Source organism: Paenibacillus sp. MER 180, from assembly GCF_023713665.1.
In the GTDB taxonomy this organism is placed as follows: Bacteria; Bacillota; Bacilli; order Paenibacillales; family Paenibacillaceae; genus Paenibacillus_B; species Paenibacillus_B suaedae.
This window is the reverse complement of record NZ_JAMAVT010000023.1, coordinates 16,145-33,453: the sequence shown is the minus strand read 5'-3', so window position 1 is coordinate 33,453 and position 17,309 is coordinate 16,145. Positions and strand designations below refer to the sequence as shown.

The window sequence follows — 17,309 nt, the reverse complement described above, 5'->3', positions numbered from 1 at the left end:
GATTTTGTGGACAAGAAAGCTCTGTTTCATCAATTCGTGAGCTTTACAACCTCCGTGCACGAAGTGACGCATGAATTAACGAGGGACATTAAGCCAGAGGATATTACACCCGTTCAATATCGTATTTTGGAATATATCGCGGTCAGCCAACCTGTTACCTTAAGCCAAATAAGCGATTGCATGCACATGTCTATGCCAAATACGAGCCGAGAACTGAAGAAATTAACGGAAAAGAACCTATGTGAAAAGCTAGAGTCCACGGATGATCGACGCAAGCAGCTGATCCAACTTTCGGAAGCTGGACAAGCCATGATGGATGAGGCCTTTGGGCGGATTAGCGAGCGTTTCTTCGAGCGAATTAAGAATTCCTCAGAAGAAGACTTGAAGGACATACAGCGGGCATTAGAGATTCTCCAATCCCATGTGTTCGATGTCAAGATGTAAGCCACAACACAGCTTTTGTGAATAGGAGCAGATACAAACTTGGTTTCTAGTATAGAAAAAGACGAAGGAACACGCCATGTAGCGCCTGCCTTCGTCTTTTCCTTTTCAATCACCTAAAATTGTATCCTTGTACATATTCACCTGCTCGATCATATGACCGATATTGCCTTCTCCTGCATACAAGGTCATATCGAAGAAATCGTGGGTCAGCTCCGACCAGTACAATTCATTCTCATCGCCATGAATCGAGACGTCATGCTTCAACTTGCCCACATAGACTTCCACATAACATTTTTGATAGTGGTACGTGAAGTCCATCAGGTGGTGCAGCGTGATATCCCCTTTGGAAATGCTCGTCTCTTCCGCCAGCTCTCGATAAGCACTTTCGATTCCTGCTTCGCCAGCCTCTATTTTACCGCCGACTAGATTACTTAGTCCTTTGTACGGTTCTTTTAATCGTTTGCACATCAATAATTTGTCGAGTTCTTTATTGTAAACCATGATGACATTATAGCCCTGCATCTCTTCATCTCCCGATTCACAATTAACAAAAAATGGATCTCGAAAAGTATCGAGACCCTATTCAACATCATAGCAAACCGGTCATTATAAGTCTATATTTTTTTGGGTTTTCGTGTAAAATTCTCCTCTGTAAGATGAACCCAATCATGCAGGAGGATGCACATGATTCCAGAACGTCTATCTGCCTATACCAACAGAATCCCTTTGCTAGCTGAAGTAACCGAGTGGGCACTTTTACGAAAGTGGGCGCTATCCGAAGTGTATCGCATCACTTTACGTACAGGTGAAACTCGCATATTGAAATGGGGCGGCAAAGAAATGGCTCAAGAAGCCGCCAATTACCGTCGCCTCGTGAAACCTTTGCACATATCAGCCCCTCGCATTTTTGAATATTATGAATCGGAACGCAGTGCGGTCATGATTATGGAGGATGCTGGGCAGTACAATTTGGAGCAGCGTCCCAGCTCAGCGCTCTTTCTGGAAGCTGCAAGAGCGTTAGCCAGAATTCGGGATACAGCTGCAATGCATATCAAGCAGAATATTCCGAGCAGTCTCATTCATCAATGCACCGAGACAGCTGCCGATTTCCTGTCGCTTGCGAAGGATCTCCTTCACTCGCCTCGTCTAGCTAGCCATCCTGCCCTCGGCAAACTGCAGGACATATTGCCGCAACAGCTGGAGAGACTGTATCGCACTCAGCCCCTTACACTCGTACACCATGATTATCATGCAAAGAACTTGCTCATTCAGGGGACACAGATTATGCCGATTGACTGGTCGATTTCGTATCTAAGTCCCCATTTAGGCGACTTGCATTGTCTCATTGATGAAGCTCGAGAATATAGTCATGTCCCTAGGGAAGAGATGTTGTCCGCCTTCCATAGCGCAATGGAGCAGAATTGTTCGATGGATCAGCTTGAATGGCAGGTGAACGTCGGCGGGGTATGCTGGCTTGTAAAAACGCTGAAATGGCTTGTGTATGGCGGAACCGATACAATCCCAGGTTCAGATGCGTGGATTCCGGATTTGATGGATGAGCTAGAGCTTCTCGTGAATAGAATAGAGCAGCCTCCTGGGCGCTTAGTCTAAAACATATAGCCTAAAACCTGCGTCTCAGGCTATACTGTACTCATTCATATGGAATAAACGGAATCTATAGTTATGAAGGGGGAACCAATATGAAAATCGGCATGATCGGTATCGGTGATATCGCACGCAAAGCATACTTGCCTGTACTAGGAACCCGATCGGATATTGAACTGTCCATTGCCAGCCGCAATCTAGAAGTGGTCGATGAAGTTGGTCGGCAATATCGTATTCGCAACCAATTCTCTACCGTGCAGGAATTGATCTCATCTAACATCGATGCCGCTTTCGTACATACTTCAACGGAATCACATGTAGATATGTTGCGTCAGCTTATCACTGCGGGAATTCATGTATTCGTAGACAAGCCCATCGCCTATACGCTGCATGAATCGGAGGAAATCGTTTCTCTGGCTCAACAGCATAACGTGCAGCTCATGGTCGGATTTAACCGTCGGTTCATGCCGATGTACAAAAGCGCAAAAGAAACCATTCCGGCAATCGAAACTGCCTTCATGCAAAAGAATCGGATCGGCCCCTTGTCGCCAATCCGGCAGACGGTTTTTGATGATTTCATCCACGTGGTAGACACGCTGCTGTACTATGTAGGCGAACCAGAGACGATTACGGTCAACGGCAAGGTCGAGGATGGCTTATTGCGTTACTTAGTCCTTAACTTGGTGGGCAAGAAGACGACCGGGCTCGCAATGATGCACCGACAAACGGGGGTAACGGAAGAACGACTGGAAGTCATGGGATGTCAGCAGAAGATCGTCGTCCATAATTGCGTTCATACGACAACGTATATAAACAACACCGAACAGCAGTCCTCATTCGGGGATTGGACTCCTGTTCTCTATCGCCGCGGGTTTGTTGATATGATCGACCATTTCATCAGCTGTGTGAAAAGCGGAGACGAGTTTCTATCCAGTGGAGCGAAGTCACTGCTGACTCATCGCATCTGTGAAGATATCACGCAACAATTAGAGATATTATGATTCCCCTTTGTACCTGTAGCATCAACTGACGCATGAACTTATATGTTGAGTGACAACAGGGAACCCGTTGGCCCCTTAGGTTAAAAACATACTATACGAAGCAGTAGCAAATCTGGTGTTGAGCCATTTCACATCCACCTTACTCGTGTGTAGTCTCGACAACTACATGTTATGTAAGAGATATGAACATGGCTCTTTTCGCTGCCTTCCTTCCTATTCTTATTCATACTGCAATACATCCATCATTTAGTAGGAATATGACCAGACGCCAGATTCACGTACCTCAAATCAGCTTTGCAAGCCCAACCGCAACTTAAAGGTCACCCAATTTCCAATCCAATAATGGAATTAATACCTATTTATGAACCTGATGTTGAAAAGAATTTATCTAAACTTCTTTGAAAATTGTCCTGTATGGAAATTATGGTAATAAATGGCTTCATTTCAATCGCCGACTGTAATATATTTGGTTATAACTGCCGATAGACGATGTAGATAATGGACAATTCATCCTCCATGGCAGCTCCATCTCTTCTGAACAATAATCGGGGAAATCGAAAGATGGCATACCTTTGTATGCGGGACTAGGGTAGCAGAATGGCTTTAAAAAAGAAAAGATATGAAATGGGGTCATGAGAAGTGAACGCTGTCAAAGTAATCGTCGCCCTGGTCGCAAGTATTGTGGCTGGAGGCGCTTATGCCTGGGTAACTAACCAATGGTCAGATCTTGTCCCGGTATACCCGTTAATTCTAGCTGGATTGCTGTATCTGCTTATGATATGGGTGTCCAAAAAGAAAAGCACCGCTGTCTTGCTCGGTGTCCTGCTCGGCATTGCAGCCATTGCTGCTAATCTGTTCACTGGCATGGAGCTATTGAAAAAAGATCTCCAGACCGATCTGACAAAAGCAGGCATCCTCACTGGTAGCGATGCGGAGATTAAGAGTGCGGTCAATGAATTCCTTGATAAACACTTGATGGAAACGACTGGATACAAAGGCATCGTCGGGTATACCATCAACCTGACGAGTGGCGAGATCACAACCAAGACCGGAAAGACCGTCGGTGATGAGGATGAGTCGTCTCCAGCCGGAGTAGTCTTCCAGGTAGCTAAGTTCGGGATTATACTGCTAGGGCCGGCCATTATGGGCTGGAGAAGAAAAGAAGAAAATCAAGAAGAGATTGCCGGCGCTGAGGTATCCAACAACGCCTAATCGTTCCGACAGCCCTATTGACCAGAGCGTCTATCCAATATAACGCTCTGGCCGATTCCCCTACACCTGAATAAGGTGCGAGACGGCCTTACACATGAGGCGAGATTTGTCATGTCTATCATAGCGAGCTGCCTCGGCAGCGCGGCAGCAATACGTTTAGCGGTGGAGCTATATACTTCACCGCTGCTTCGTATGCCGGTTACACCCATCTCTCCCGATATGTAATTTTGACTTACTCCGTCGTCATCATACTATTCGCTCGCTCCAAAATATCAAATAACGCCTCGTTGAATATCTCCTTTCGTTCAAGCATGGCAATATGCCCCGCATCCGGAATGGAGTAAAATTGCTTGAGCGGTGCTTTAATGGTCGAATAGAATTCCCGTGCCAGCGGATAAGGTGTTTGCCAGTCCCGCTCGCCATGTATATAAAAAACAGGGACTTGGAATGCAGCACCCATCGACGCCAAATCGAACGACTCCATTAAATACTTCCAAATATGACGTTGTCCATCTCCAAATGCCCCAGAGATAAAGAAATAGCGCATATCCTTGAATGTATAAAATGGAGAGCTTAAAGCATTGCCAATCAACTCAATTGTTGGGCCAGCCGCTAACTTATATTTACTTTGAAATTTACGAACCTTTTTAAGCTTCCTAATTATTTCACCATCAAATGTATTTGGAGGGTAGGGCTTCAAACGAAGTAGAGCTCGAACATCGTTTTCGTTGCCCGCTTCTTTTGCCGACTCTAGTACTTTTTCGTAACCGACACGTTCATTATCAATCATATTAACAATCTGCCCGACACCGATATAAGCCTGTACAAGCTCAGGGTATTTTTTAGTGAACAGGCTACCTAGTACCGATCCCCATGAATGTCCCAAAATGATAATCTTCTCTTTGCTGTACTTATTTTTTAAATACTGTACAACCTCATAAGTGTCCTGAACGATACGATCAACCGTGGTTGTCGGCGTGACTTGTTTCGGATCATTGTTGAAATAGGTTTTGCCACAGTTTCTCTGATCCCAATGCACAACTGTAACGTGCTTCTCCCATGGGATCTGAAACTCTTGGGCGAATGGCAATATCGTCTCCCCCGGGCCGCCATGCAAAAATAGAAGTACAGGATTGTCAATGTCCTGGCCTCGATGGTGCAAATATTGTGAAATGCCGCCGATCGTTACGAACTCCCTACAATCAATGCCATTGCTCGTGGGAGCAATCCGAATTTGATTGGCCTTCTTCTTTTTCTGATACTGGACAAACAAAACCAAGCAAGCCATTCCTAACATAATAAGCAGTCCACCTAAAATAACGATCCATAATATGATCATAGCTGCCTCCAATAATCGATATAACCTCGCCTCTGCTCAAGCAAACCTTTGCAACCAATCCCCTATGACGGTCTACAGTCTATTAGGAATTCTCTCAACGCCGGACTCCCCCTGCCATATAGTCGGCAATAGAATGGACGAGTATATCCAGGGCCTTCTCTTTCCCCCGCTCACCAAAAGTTATATCTGCCGAACCGATATAATGGAGTGCATTCATTAAATAAGCTAGCACATCCATCTCGCATTCTGATTCATCAATGCCGCAAAGCGATAGTGTCCTGCTAAAATAGTCGTTTGATTTCAAGGCCTCCCAGTCGGACACCCCTTCCGGAAGCTTGCGAAGCAGATACTCGAAATCTGATGGAGACACGTAAAGGACAATACTGTCTCCAGCCAGATAGATCTCCTTCAATGCCTTTACAATCTTCTCTTTCACATTTACTTTTTCAGATAGAATGGATTCTACTCTCTCAAACATTCGACTCTCGTTCTGTTTGATAATCGTATAAAGGAGTTCTTCTTTGGAATGGTAGTAGGAATAAAAGGATCCTTTACCGATGTTGGCCGCTGTGGTGATGTCCTCCACCGTCACTCGCTTTATCCCCTTTTTGCGAATCAGCTCGATCCCTTTTGTATACATCGCTTCCCTAACCATTTGTTTTTCATGCTCGGTGACAATCTTAGGCATAATCCCCCTCCTTTTTAATGACTATTAATTTATTATTTGGTCAATAAAACATTAAACTATCTTCCCAATTTTTACAAGGTGTTTACTTTATTTATTTTAAGTTTCTTTGAAAAGTCTCGCGTTATACGCCCAACAAAAAAGAACCCTCGTTAACCGCGGGCTCTTCTATGACTACCAGTCCAAGTACTTCGAGTACTTCGATCGCTCCAGCTCTCTAATTTCCCTAACAGATTGATAACTTTCCCACAATATTTCCATGGTATATTTGGTAAAAACGTTCTACGGGGATGTGTATGTCTCAATTTAAGGGGGATTCGTATGGATGAAGATAAGCAGAGGGTCGATATTCATCGATTCATAACTGAGGCTAGAGATGGTGATTTCGATGCTTTTCGCCATATCGTGCTTCAATATTCCAACGCTATGTTATCCGTTGCCTTCAGCATTATCGGGGACTTTCATGAAGCACAGGATGCAACGCAGGAAGCTTTTGTGAAATGCTATCGTGGGCTACACACCCTAGATGATCCTTCGAAATTGGGCAGTTGGTTATATGCCATCGTTTATCGAACAAGTCTCGATTTCGTAAAAAAGAAAAAACTAACTTTACCTTACGACGATGCGATTTCCCCCTCTGTTAATAATGTCGATACATGGTTAGATCAGCATATAATGCAAGAAACGATTTGGAATGCCCTGCAAAGTTTAGAGCAGACAAGTAAAATGGCCATTATGCTGCACTATTTAAGCGATTGGCCAATGAAGGAAATCGGTCAGTTCCTGAATATTTCCTTGTCCGCCGTGGAAAGCCGTATTCGGCGGGCCAGAGCAACGCTAAAGCGTCAGCTCACTGGCGATTTCGAGCCTTATTTCCGCATGCAGCGTCTAGATCGGAAATTCGAACAGAAAGTCTCGGAACGAGTATTAAGAAGCGCAGGTCATTTCTACATTCCCGTCCTTCATCGAGAGCGAGTATTAGACTGGTTCGTACGTCATTTTCAACTGGGAATCAGCAGACACGGCAATCTATTAGTAGAGTCTGGACATGAATTATATTTACTGGAATGCCATACCCATCTATCAAGTGATTTACCTTTATTGGCCTTCGAGGTGTCCGATATAGAGGAACTATGGCATAAGCTGCAACATGACGAAGTCAAGTTGGAGTCGATCAATACGAACCATTTTATCGGCAAACACTTCATTTTTTATGACCCTGACGGTAACTCGTATCATGCGGTTGAAAATAGACGAAAAAACAATGTTTAAGTACGACGGCTTTGACGAAGTCAGATCGTCTATATATAGAAATGCGAATTAGGAGGAGAGGTGGAGCTTTTATGGCCGAAAAAGAGTTAATCAATACAGAGGAGCAACAGGCAACACAGACACCGATGTTAAAGAGAGTCTCTCACAACTACTTACCTGTATCTAACGTGGAACTTGCCTCCAAGTGGTATAAAGAGACATTAGGACTGACAGTAAGTCCCCGTGGGCCTGCCGAAGGAGCCATCCTTGTGCTTGGTAATGGGCAATGGTTGTTCCTGCTGGAAACGAAAGAGAAGAGAACAGCAAACTTCATGACGGATCAATGGGAAGGCGACCAATATGAAATGTTCTCTCTGACATTCGAGGTTGTGAATATCGTAGAGGTCCATAAACGACTTCGCGAAAGCGGAGTCTACGTCGAACCGCTAAGCGACCAAGGAAGCTGTGGTTTGCAATTCAAATTCAAAGATCCGGACGGAAACAAGTTCAATGTGTGGCAGGATACGGAATAGACTGTCCATAAGGCCGAATTCCCTTTGTGTGGGGTTTCGGCCTTTTCGCTTTTATTTAATGAATACACACGACGCTCGGGTGCCTCATCGTAAAATTATTTCAGTAGCCACCAATGTACCATAACGCCTTCCTCATTTGGGTATTGAATGATTGTCTCGTGTAATTGATTTAAAGCTTCATTTTTAACCCTTCATGAGTCGCTTCAAATCCTATCCGCTCATAAAAGCGAAATGCATCTTCTCGCTTTTTGTCAGTTGTTAGCTGAATAATATGGCATCCTCGCTCTTTAGCGCGTTCAATTGCCCATAGAATTAACTTGCTCCCAATACCTTTCCCTCTTTCTGAAGATGCCGTCCGAACCCCTTCAATCGTAGCTCTCCAACTACCTTGATGTGTAATATGAGGAGTAAAGGTAATTTGTAGAACACCAATAATTTCTTCACCGAGGCACGAAACAATCAGTTCATTGTTTGGGTCTGAATCAATTGCTTCAAACGCTTTTAAATAGCTCTCAGGAAGGGGAATCTCGTATCGTTCTCTTATTCTGCCCAATTCATCGTCGGCAAGCATTTGAACTATTTTATTCAAATCTTTTACTGTAGCAGTTCTAAAGATAACCATAGTACTCACCCCACTTAATGTCGCTGGTACTCCCCTAAATGTTTATTTTCTACAATACGACTAGCGGTAGATTCATCCGTTATCAGCATATTTGTGCATCTCCCTCGTAGAGCTGCTAAGATGCAATCTTGTAGTTGTACAGAACATTTGTAAACGGAAAACAGAACAAGACTGACAGAGGTCCGATCTGGGCGTTCTTCAATATGCGGCAGAAGGTGCTATTCGAAATGGACGAATGTCGAAACAAGCTGAATTTATTTGCCCCAGATAATCCAATAGATATCCTAAAATAGTCTCTATGGTGAACATACCGAGGTGGTGAGAAATAGAACTACTCTGGTTTAACAAAGCTGAAAGACCTCCTCCGCTTGTAAAGAGGATTTTTCTTTACTTTATTTCCACGAATGAGATGAAGTATGAATCAGTTACTGCGCCTCCTTAGCCTTGGTAACGCTTGAGAGGACTTGTGAAGCAATAAAACCGTGGAGGGCGGGGCCGGGTTGGATACAACGCTGTTGTTTGCAGCTTGTTGACGGCTTGTTTGCAAAAATCAAAACTTATCATGAGCTATAATTGATAATTGTCCGCAAGACAAAATCAGCGTTAGGAATCCGATAACCTTACAGTTCATCTTTCGTTTTAAAATAGTGGTAAACCAGACCGTGACTGACCCCGGCTTCAGCAGCGATCATACTCATCTTCGTTCCGATAATCCCCCGCCTGGAAAATACGTTAACGGCTGCTTGAATAATTTGTCCTCTGCGCTCATCGCGTATTTAATGCAACTGCTCTCCACTTAAAGGTGACAATCATCTTCACTCCCTTTTTCAGTTTTGCTTAAGAAGAACTCCTAACTGGCTGTGCCACTTGAATGGCCGAATAACCGTTCTCTGGAGATAGATGGTACAATCTTGGAATCGCCAACATTTGTGACCCCATTATCGTCTGATTCCATTCACGGATCATTTGATGCACGGACTCCGAGCTCTTATAGCCAGACATTAAGAGTACGTCCGCATGAACTGCCGCGTATTTACGGTAAGTGGACGCCAGACGTTGCACTTCCCTATGCTCATTCAGATTTTCAGGTAAAAGGTGCAAAATTCGATTCCAATGCTCCCCGCGTATTCCTATGCGTAAATTACGTTTAGCAAACCATTTGGGTACTCGCGATAAGAATGTTTGGCCCGCTCCCCCCGCGCCCCCGGCGGTCCAGGATATGGACCGTTAAAGAATCTGAACAATGACGTGCGAATGTTTTGAATTCTTCCGAAGTCGTAAGCGCTCCGGGAACTACAATAAGTCCTGGGCCACGGCCAATGCTCTGGTAACCAAGCTTTGTTCCGTCATGCGAAATAACTGTCGAACGAGTAATTGAACCCTTAAGATCCAGCCCCCCCTTTTGAATGACTTTAATATATTTCTTTGATTGATTGGATCAGTCAATTTCAGAATAAAACAACACCCATTTTTTTTAAATGGACCTTGGGGCAATCCTTCGACAACCACCAGACCCGACTGCTCTGCTGTGACTGGCTCCGGGGTTTCTGGAACGGCTTTCGATGGGTTCTGTTTGCAAGCAGTACCTCGGAAAATCAAAATAGGGCTACAACGGTTTCTTGCCTAAAACCTGTCGCAGCCCCAAAACCTACGTCCGACGCGGCCCCCAGCTCTTACTCCTCCACCGTTGCAATCGGATTGTCCGCGTAAGAACTCCAATCGCTCCAGCTTCCTGCATACAGCTTCGCACCCTTAATTCCCGATTGCCACAAGGACAAGAGGTTCGGGCATGCCGTTACGCCAGATCCGCAATAGACGATGACTTCCTCCGCACCCTGCACGATCGGCTCCCACTGCTCGCGCTGTGCTTGCACAGGCAGCCACTGTCCTACTTCATCGAGGTGATTGCGCCAGAAGTGGTTCACCGCGCCTGGGATATGCCCCGCCTTCGCATCAATAGGTTCAATGCGTCCCGCATAGCGGTCAGCCTCACGAGAGTCAACCATGACGACACCCGGTCTTCCGAGTCGCTCCCGAATATCATCAACATGTAGAACAAGCTCCGGACGAACCTGTGGTTCATAGCTGCGTGTTGCAATTTCAGGGACTTCTGCCGACACAGAGTGTCCCGCTTCCACCCATGCACTGTATCCGCCGTCCATTACATAAACATAGCCTTCATGACCGATATATTGCAGCAGCCACCACAGGCGGCTAGCCATGGCTCCACCTTGATCATCATAAGCAATTATCGTCGTAGTACGGTCAATGCCGCTTGCACCAAGCTTCTGTGGCAATTCGCTAATCTCTGGCAATGGGTGACGTCCGCCATGTACCCCACGTGGTGATGACAGATCCCGATCCAAATCAAAATAAACGGCCCCCGGAAGATGTCCTTCCTCATACGCTGCCTGTCCACGCTCCGGCTCTGTTAGCCAAAACCGGCAGTCCGCTACTGCCGCTTGCCCTTCTTCAATCAGCTTCGCTGCTTCTTCCACAGATACAATTACCGTATACTCCTGCATGTCCCTATACCTCCCGAATCCATTTGTACTTTGCTTATGTAATCCAGCCATTGTCGTTCAAATCGTAAGACACCCGTTTGCCAAACTCTCCTTCCCATGTCACAATGGGAGGAAATCCACGCGATAACGTCTTGTATCGCCGCGAAGGAGGAGAACAGACCAATGAGTTCGCCTCATGATCCATCATCATCACCTAATCATAATCATTCGATGTCCGGCCATCACCATCCTGCACAGCCAGAACCATTATTTCACGTCCACCCCATGACCGAGGAAGAGGCGCAGGATATCTGCACCTGGAAATACGAACCGCCGTATCAGCTGTATGGATTCCTTCCGTGGGAACAGATGAAGGCGCTGGGGATTGAGATGGGTGATTCCGACATTCGCCGCAAGCAATATGTATCCGTCAAGAACCGGAACGAGGAACTTATCGGCTTCGCACAGTATTTTCCGCTGGTCGGAGTAACACGCATCGGATTAGGCATGCGCCCTGATCTGCTTGGTCATGGAAAGGGGGCTGCGTTCGTACAAGCCATCGTGAGTGATGCCGCACGCCGTCACCCCGAGGATGAAATCGACCTCGAGGTGCTTACCTGGAACCATCGCGCAATTCGCGCCTATCAAACAGCTGGATTCCTCATTACAGATACGTATGAACGGCCTACGCCAGAAGGAATGGGGGAATTCCACTGCATGGTGTATCAGCCCGAAGCGAATCCAGCAGAGTAGTCTACCTATATGATGCTTGGCTGTTCCATGAGCAATCCTTTACCTATGAACAATAAGAGCTGCCCGGTACGGGCAGCTCTTCGTTTTTTTGCGAAATTTTAGATTAGAGAAATCGTGGCCACCGTATCGCTCTCCACCACAATCTCGATGTTGTGGAACTGGGGATCATACTGTACGCTGCCGCTTCCGATGAACAACAGCCGATCCTCTCCCAGCCCATAGAACACATCATCTGCGAGCGCTTCCAACACTTCTTGGCGTTCTGCTTGTCCAAGCTCAGCCCAGTCTTCTTCGGTCATTTCGAAAAACGTATACCCGTCCGGAATCAGTCCTATTGCGTTCGTCAATTCTTTTAAAATATCATCATATGGTCTCCCGAATGAAACGCCCATCTACGCTGCCCCTCTCGAATCAACTATGTATTCCGTATTGTAGCATAGAACGTCTATTCACTCGAATAGCGATTGTACCAAGCGCACCCATCTTTGCAGAATAAGCGCGCTCTTGTTATTTCATTAAGATCCAGACTTGGAAAGGAAGAATATCGTTGAAACTTAATTATTCCCCCACGAACTGGCTACTGCTTCAATCAGTTCTTCCGCTGTCAGAGCGGTATGCGGAAGCTTCAACTGCTGGCCTAATTAAGTAATACATGGCGTATCCAAGTACGCTTGTCTCGGCAATTCTGCTGCAAGAACACATTCCTCCTCCCCCCAATCAGCAACAGAACAAGGAGCAGACCTATTCGATCTGCTCCTGCCGATACTGATGCATATCTCAATGGCAATCACCTCTCCTTGCTCAAAAAGTCATCACCGTTCACGTTCATATCGTGATCCATCCAGCGGTTCAGCTAAGACTGATTTCTCGCTTGCCATTGTTGAACCGATGCACGCGCAAGCTGGGTCAATGCGACATCCTCCATCGGGGGATTATGGAGTCCGAATCGTACATCGCGGTACATCCGCTGCAGCGGATGATCCAATCGGAGGCTATGTGCACCGACGATTCGCATCGCCTTATCGACAATCGATTGTGCAGCCTGCACGACGAATACCTTGGCAGCCGCAAGGTCGGCAGCTCGCAATTCCGCTCTCTCAGTTCCGCCCGACTCCCATGACTTCGCAACGCTATATAGCAATCTTCTGGCTGCAATCCATTCAAGCTCTATCTCTCCTAAATGCCTTTCCACGTTCGGCGTACTCACAATAGGCTCCGACAACGACGGAGGCGTATACGAGGTAGCGAAGGCAATCGCCTCGTCACGGGCAGCTGTTGCAATGCCCAGGTAGCAAGCTGGGATATGAAGCAAATAAGGGTTCGGCAGCGAACGATCACGCTGATTATGCTTATATAGGAACGCATCCTTTGATACTCTCACCTGTTCCAGCACAAGATCATGGCTTGCTGTTCCCCGCATACCCGCCATATTCCATGTCCATTCAATGGACACACCCGGACTGTCGTGCGGGATAAGCAGTTCAATGACTTCCTCACTGTCCTCAAGTGTTGCCGTCACAATAAACCATTCCAGCAGCGGCGCGAAAGTTGTGAACGTCTTGCGTCCGTCCACCACATAACCACCACCAGGGATTGGCTTGACTGTTGTGCGCGTCTTGCCCCCACGGGAAGGACTGCCTCCCCCCACCTCCATGACGGCGCGATTCAACAGCCCTCCCTCAAGAGCAATGCGGCGGCATACGTCTGCAAAGGTTGCCTCCGGCCAAGTTCGGCGCTCTGCCAACTCATGTACAATACTCATATGCCATCCCATGCCAAGCGCTACAGAAGGATTTGCCTGAGCAAGCAGCTCCTGAGCCTTCAGCCATGCGGTAAGCGGCATGGCCTGACCGCCATACTCTTCCGGCACATTCCAAGCTGGATAGCCGATTTCCTTCAGCTTCGCTACATGATGCGCAGGCAGCCCGTGCTTCGCATCCAGCTCTGCTGCATCCTCATGCATATGCTTCACAATTTGTTCCACCTGCAGCAAACCACGCTTTACTTTGCAATCCGGAGCCACCGTCTGCTTCTGGAGATGTTGTTGCTCCGTTTCCACGCCATTTTGTTCATCTCCCCGTTCTCTTAGCGTATGTCCTGCACCTTGTGCCACACTTGTTCCCCCTCCGTCACCTTATCTCTAACTCCCTCATAAACAATTGCCAGCAAAAATCCGTTCCAATACTCGCCGCTCCAATGCTCCAAACTCCTGATCGGTTACCTGTCGCGGTCTTGCGCATGGATTGGCAACATCCAGCGCAATCCGCCCCTGATCAATAAGCACGATACGATCTGCAAGCCGTACAGCCTCATTCACATCATGCGTAACAAGCAGAGTTGTGAACCGCTGGGTTCCCCAGAGGGAGGCAATCAGCTGCTGCATCTCCAGCTTCGTCAACGCATCAAGTGCACTGAGCGGTTCATCGAGCAGCAGCAGCCTTGGCTTCCGTACCAGCGCTCTTGCCAGCGCTACACGCTGCTTCTGCCCGCCAGAGAGAGTGCTAGGCCAATCGTTCTGGCGACTATCGAGTCCGACCTGCTGCAGCGCTTGCTCCGCTCTTCCTTTCCAATCCCCCTGCAAGCCAATTCCAACATTATCGATCACCGTCTTCCACGGAATGAGCCTGCTCTCTTGGAACATCACCGTAGTGCTGCCCTGAATGCCATGGATTGGCTCACCATCAATCAGTAGTTCGCCCTCCGTCACTGTCTCCAGCCCTGCCAGGAGACGAAGCAGCGTACTCTTTCCACAGCCACTGCGACCAACAACTGCAACGAACTGCCCCTCCGTAATTGTTACATCGATATGATCAAGAACCTGATGTTCTCCAAAAAATTTACTGACCCCACTAATCCTAATCTCTGCCCCTACTGCAACAGCTTGATCAGGTGCGGTCTCATTCGCTTGGAGCGGCCATCCTGTTTGCGCTAACGGGCGCATAGCTTGATATCCTCCCATTTCTTAAACGCCTCCTTCCCTCCACATTCAAGCATGCTCCACACCTAATGAATCTCATCACCCTTACTTCCGATACCTACTGCAAGCGGGGCTGCTTCGTTCAACCTCACGTTCGTTGCTCTGCATTCCAACGAAGCGACTTGCGCTCCAACAGCTTCGCAATCACATCGGCTGCTTTACCGAATGCCGCATACAGCATGATGCTCAGAATAATGATGTCTGTCTGCATGAACTCTCGTGCGTTGAGCGCCAGATAACCTATACCAGCATCCGTAGCGATCGTCTCTGCGACAATTAACGTCAACCACATTACGCCAAGCGCATACCGCAAGCCGACAAATATGGATGGCAGTGCACCGGGCAGTATAATATGCCGAAATAATGAGCCAGATCGCAGCCCATACACTTTCGCCATTTCCACAACGCCTGGATCAACACTGCGAATGCCATGGTACGTATTCACATAAATCGGGAACATGACGCCTAGAGAGACGAGAAAGATCTTAGCCCCTTCATCAATACCGAGCCAAATGATAACGAGTGGGACAAGTGCCAAATGAGGAATATTGCGCAGCATCTGTATCGATGTATCGAATAATCGATAGAAAGCCAAATACCTGCCGCTAAGTACGCCAAATAGAAAACCAATCCCTCCCCCAATAAGGAAGCCTATAAGTGCCCGCTGTAAACTAACACCAATATGATAGGCAAGTGTTCCATTTGAGGTCAGCTCCCATAAGGTATTCAGCACCTTCATGGGTGTAGGCAGCAGCTGCGCCGACACGATCGCTGACGAGGCTGCCCATTGCCAGAGCGCTAGGCATAATAGGGGCAGCAGCCATGGCACAATGGCAGAGGCGAGCTTACTCCCCCATCTCCCTCCACGCCGCTGATCCGCTCCATCCAAGTGGCTCACCCGCTTCGTATCCGCTGTGCCCCGCACATCAGGGGATATTGATCGAACGGTACGTGAAGACTGTCCACGTCTTGTTGACCCCACTGACCGAGCAGCATCGGTGCCAACAATATTCGTCCCTAAAGGTTCTACATCTCGATTGGCCGGATTGATGGGTGAAGCCGCATCTGTCGTGCGCATTGTAATTTCCTCCTCATCACTTGCTGGCAACAGGGCCTTTCACAGCCCACGGTGCATCCAGTGGCATCCGTTCCGCCACCTTGATCGGACTCGGCATCAATCCAATCCGATAATACGTATCCGCCAGCTGCTGCTGTGCGTCGATAATAGCAGAATTGAACAGTTCCACTCCGTACGTACGGCGCTTAACGACGAGTTCGATAGCCTCTTTTTCAATTCCCTGTGTTTCCGACAATAGCTTAATCACTTCGTCCTTGTGTGAGTTCGCCCATTCATCAGACACTTGGATCTCCTCAAGAATGGTACGGATTATTTCAGGCTTCTCCTTGGCAAAGTGTTCATTGGCATAATAGAAAGTACGATTCGGAGAGTAACCTTGGCCATCCGTGAGCGTGAGCGGCTTCAGATCCGTCTGTATTGCTGCAAAAAAGGGATCCCAGGAGCCAAGTGCATCCACCTGCTTCGTCTCAAATACAGCTCGCCCTTCAGAGGCATCCTTGACGTATACGAATTGGACATCCTCCAATTTCAGCCCCGCCCTCTCTATCGCCAGCACTGCCAAGTAGTGATGATTGCCTCCCTTGGCCACTGCGAGCTTCTTCCCCTTCAAGTCGGCAATCGACTTGATTCCTGACTCCGGATGCACCACAATGCCTATCCCTTCAGGATTCGGAAGATCATTGCCTACATACACAAATGGTTTATTGCCCGCTTGAGCGAAGACACCAGAGCCATCCGCTGCATGCCCGAAGTCAATGCTGCCGCTGCTCAATGCCTCAAGCAAGAAGTTCCCTCCAGCAAATACCTTCCACTCGACATCATAGCCATCTGCCTTCAGCCGCTTTTCCAGATTGCCGTTCACCTTGAGTACGTTCAGCGTGTTGCCCTTCTGATAGCCGATGCGAATCACTTGATGAGATTTCCCCTTATCGCTGGCAGAACCATTGGCTTCTGCTCCATTGCCGCCTACTGTCCCAGTTCCACCCGAAGTGCATCCTGCCAGTATCGCCATCAGGCAGATCCATGAAATAAAAAATTTGATTGCTTGTAAACGAGGATGCCCATTGGCATGATACTCAGATGACTTCGCCTCAGTCCCGATAGCCAAGTTATCCAATGCATATAATTGGGTTTTAGACATCGTAAGTCCCCCTTTCATAATGAAATTCAGCAAGCAGCAATTCCTTCTCGACGAATATCACTTCAATGATGTTTGAATGAACAGGCTGTATCATGAACCACACGCCATCTTTTTCCCCACGATACCGGGCGCCCGCGATGGTAGATTACCTCCTCTCACTCCAA

Annotated in this window: 18 protein-coding genes and 1 pseudogene; 7 read left to right on the top strand and 12 right to left on the bottom strand. The window is 47.4% G+C overall.

Going from position 1 to position 17,309, the window contains the following annotated elements; genetic code table 11:
- Positions 1–6: 6 nt before the first annotated feature.
- Positions 7–444, top strand: a complete 438-nt coding sequence (locus M3661_RS26020; RefSeq protein WP_065292511.1) for a MarR family winged helix-turn-helix transcriptional regulator — start codon at positions 7–9, stop codon at positions 442–444.
- Positions 445–549: 105 nt separating this feature from the next.
- Here M3661_RS26020 and M3661_RS26015 read toward each other — a convergent pair whose 3' ends face one another.
- Positions 550–966 carry an NUDIX hydrolase gene (locus M3661_RS26015; protein ID WP_065292512.1) on the bottom strand — a complete coding sequence of 139 codons (417 nt, stop codon included), beginning with the start codon at positions 964–966 and terminating at the stop codon, positions 550–552.
- 162 nt (positions 967–1,128) lie between these two features.
- On the opposite strand from M3661_RS26015, the gene M3661_RS26010 reads away from it, so the two are divergent.
- The 3 genes from M3661_RS26010 (at position 1,129) to M3661_RS26000 (ending at position 4,262) form a co-directional block, all read left to right on the top strand.
- Positions 1,129–2,055, top strand: coding sequence for a phosphotransferase family protein (locus M3661_RS26010; RefSeq protein ID WP_065292513.1), 927 nt, complete (start codon positions 1,129–1,131; stop codon positions 2,053–2,055).
- A gap of 89 nt (positions 2,056–2,144) precedes the next feature.
- Positions 2,145–3,050: a Gfo/Idh/MocA family protein gene (locus M3661_RS26005; RefSeq protein ID WP_065292514.1), complete on the top strand. Its 906-nt coding sequence runs from the start codon at positions 2,145–2,147 to the stop codon at positions 3,048–3,050.
- A 639-nt stretch (positions 3,051–3,689) separates the two neighbouring features.
- Entirely contained in the window at positions 3,690–4,262 is a 573-nt protein-coding gene (locus M3661_RS26000) for a hypothetical protein (protein ID WP_251489881.1), read from the top strand.
- A 232-nt stretch (positions 4,263–4,494) separates the two neighbouring features.
- On the opposite strand, the gene M3661_RS25995 is transcribed toward M3661_RS26000, so the two are convergent.
- Both M3661_RS25995 and M3661_RS25990 read right to left on the bottom strand, forming a co-directional pair.
- The gene (locus tag M3661_RS25995; protein ID WP_251489879.1) at positions 4,495–5,601 is read right to left on the bottom strand and encodes an alpha/beta fold hydrolase; all 1,107 of its coding nucleotides are present in this window, start codon (positions 5,599–5,601) and stop codon (positions 4,495–4,497) included.
- Between the two features lie 94 nt (positions 5,602–5,695).
- Positions 5,696–6,289 (bottom strand): TetR/AcrR family transcriptional regulator, encoded by a 594-nt coding sequence (locus M3661_RS25990; protein ID WP_251489877.1) that lies wholly within the window; start codon positions 6,287–6,289, stop codon positions 5,696–5,698.
- 318 nt (positions 6,290–6,607) lie between these two features.
- Between M3661_RS25990 and M3661_RS25985 the strand changes: the two genes are divergently transcribed.
- Together M3661_RS25985 and M3661_RS25980 are read left to right on the top strand one after the other, a co-directional pair.
- Positions 6,608–7,558, top strand: coding sequence for a sigma-70 family RNA polymerase sigma factor (locus M3661_RS25985; protein ID WP_251489875.1), 951 nt, complete (start codon positions 6,608–6,610; stop codon positions 7,556–7,558).
- Between the two features lie 71 nt (positions 7,559–7,629).
- Positions 7,630–8,070: a VOC family protein gene (locus tag M3661_RS25980; protein ID WP_251489874.1), complete on the top strand. Its 441-nt coding sequence runs from the start codon at positions 7,630–7,632 to the stop codon at positions 8,068–8,070.
- 169 nt (positions 8,071–8,239) lie between these two features.
- Here M3661_RS25980 and M3661_RS25975 read toward each other — a convergent pair whose 3' ends face one another.
- From M3661_RS25975 to M3661_RS25960, 4 genes and pseudogenes are all read right to left on the bottom strand, one after another.
- Positions 8,240–8,692 (bottom strand): GNAT family N-acetyltransferase, encoded by a 453-nt coding sequence (locus M3661_RS25975; RefSeq protein ID WP_065292517.1) that lies wholly within the window; start codon positions 8,690–8,692, stop codon positions 8,240–8,242.
- A gap of 623 nt (positions 8,693–9,315) precedes the next feature.
- A pseudogene (locus tag M3661_RS25970) lies at positions 9,316–9,468 on the bottom strand (TetR/AcrR family transcriptional regulator); the annotation flags it as partial.
- A gap of 61 nt (positions 9,469–9,529) precedes the next feature.
- Positions 9,530–9,754 carry a hypothetical protein gene (locus M3661_RS25965; protein WP_139070709.1) on the bottom strand — a complete coding sequence of 75 codons (225 nt, stop codon included), beginning with the start codon at positions 9,752–9,754 and terminating at the stop codon, positions 9,530–9,532.
- A gap of 611 nt (positions 9,755–10,365) precedes the next feature.
- Positions 10,366–11,217 carry a sulfurtransferase gene (locus M3661_RS25960; RefSeq protein WP_251489872.1) on the bottom strand — a complete coding sequence of 284 codons (852 nt, stop codon included), beginning with the start codon at positions 11,215–11,217 and terminating at the stop codon, positions 10,366–10,368.
- 210 nt (positions 11,218–11,427) lie between these two features.
- Between M3661_RS25960 and M3661_RS25955 the strand changes: the two genes are divergently transcribed.
- Positions 11,428–11,949, top strand: coding sequence for a GNAT family N-acetyltransferase (locus M3661_RS25955; RefSeq protein WP_251489939.1), 522 nt, complete (start codon positions 11,428–11,430; stop codon positions 11,947–11,949).
- Between the two features lie 98 nt (positions 11,950–12,047).
- Here M3661_RS25955 and M3661_RS25950 read toward each other — a convergent pair whose 3' ends face one another.
- The 5 genes from M3661_RS25950 to M3661_RS25930 all read right to left on the bottom strand — a co-directional run bounded on the left by M3661_RS25950 (position 12,048) and on the right by M3661_RS25930 (position 17,016).
- Positions 12,048–12,341, bottom strand: a complete 294-nt coding sequence (locus tag M3661_RS25950; protein WP_251489870.1) for a hypothetical protein — start codon at positions 12,339–12,341, stop codon at positions 12,048–12,050.
- A gap of 461 nt (positions 12,342–12,802) precedes the next feature.
- Positions 12,803–14,062 (bottom strand): acyl-CoA dehydrogenase family protein, encoded by a 1,260-nt coding sequence (locus M3661_RS25945; RefSeq protein ID WP_251489867.1) that lies wholly within the window; start codon positions 14,060–14,062, stop codon positions 12,803–12,805.
- A gap of 36 nt (positions 14,063–14,098) precedes the next feature.
- On the bottom strand, positions 14,099–14,908 hold the full coding sequence (locus M3661_RS25940) for an ATP-binding cassette domain-containing protein (protein WP_251489865.1): 810 nt from the start codon (positions 14,906–14,908) through the stop codon (positions 14,099–14,101).
- A 106-nt stretch (positions 14,909–15,014) separates the two neighbouring features.
- The gene (locus tag M3661_RS25935; protein WP_251489937.1) at positions 15,015–15,815 is read right to left on the bottom strand and encodes an ABC transporter permease subunit; all 801 of its coding nucleotides are present in this window, start codon (positions 15,813–15,815) and stop codon (positions 15,015–15,017) included.
- Between the two features lie 205 nt (positions 15,816–16,020).
- Positions 16,021–17,016: a sulfonate ABC transporter substrate-binding protein gene (locus tag M3661_RS25930; protein ID WP_397376562.1), complete on the bottom strand. Its 996-nt coding sequence runs from the start codon at positions 17,014–17,016 to the stop codon at positions 16,021–16,023.
- Between the last annotated feature and the right edge of the window lie 293 nt (positions 17,017–17,309).

Bases quoted from the DNA above. Each gene is read 5' to 3' on its own strand.
- M3661_RS25960 (WP_251489872.1), bottom strand. From the start codon at position 11,217: ATGCAGGAGTATACGGTAATTGTATCTGTGGAAGAAGCAGCGAAGCTG.
- M3661_RS25995 (WP_251489879.1), bottom strand. From the start codon at position 5,601: ATGATCATATTATGGATCGTTATTTTAGGTGGACTGCTTATTATGTTA.
- M3661_RS25975 (WP_065292517.1), bottom strand. From the start codon at position 8,692: ATGGTTATCTTTAGAACTGCTACAGTAAAAGATTTGAATAAAATAGTT.
- M3661_RS25985 (WP_251489875.1), top strand. From the start codon at position 6,608: ATGGATGAAGATAAGCAGAGGGTCGATATTCATCGATTCATAACTGAG.
- M3661_RS25955 (WP_251489939.1), top strand. From the start codon at position 11,428: ATGTCCGGCCATCACCATCCTGCACAGCCAGAACCATTATTTCACGTC.
- M3661_RS25940 (WP_251489865.1), bottom strand. From the start codon at position 14,908: ATGGGAGGATATCAAGCTATGCGCCCGTTAGCGCAAACAGGATGGCCG.
- M3661_RS26005 (WP_065292514.1), top strand. From the start codon at position 2,145: ATGAAAATCGGCATGATCGGTATCGGTGATATCGCACGCAAAGCATAC.
- M3661_RS25930 (WP_397376562.1), bottom strand. From the start codon at position 17,016: ATGGCGATACTGGCAGGATGCACTTCGGGTGGAACTGGGACAGTAGGC.
- M3661_RS25950 (WP_251489870.1), bottom strand. From the start codon at position 12,341: ATGGGCGTTTCATTCGGGAGACCATATGATGATATTTTAAAAGAATTG.
- M3661_RS26010 (WP_065292513.1), top strand. From the start codon at position 1,129: ATGATTCCAGAACGTCTATCTGCCTATACCAACAGAATCCCTTTGCTA.
- M3661_RS26015 (WP_065292512.1), bottom strand. From the start codon at position 966: ATGCAGGGCTATAATGTCATCATGGTTTACAATAAAGAACTCGACAAA.
- M3661_RS25980 (WP_251489874.1), top strand. From the start codon at position 7,630: ATGGCCGAAAAAGAGTTAATCAATACAGAGGAGCAACAGGCAACACAG.
- M3661_RS25990 (WP_251489877.1), bottom strand. From the start codon at position 6,289: ATGCCTAAGATTGTCACCGAGCATGAAAAACAAATGGTTAGGGAAGCG.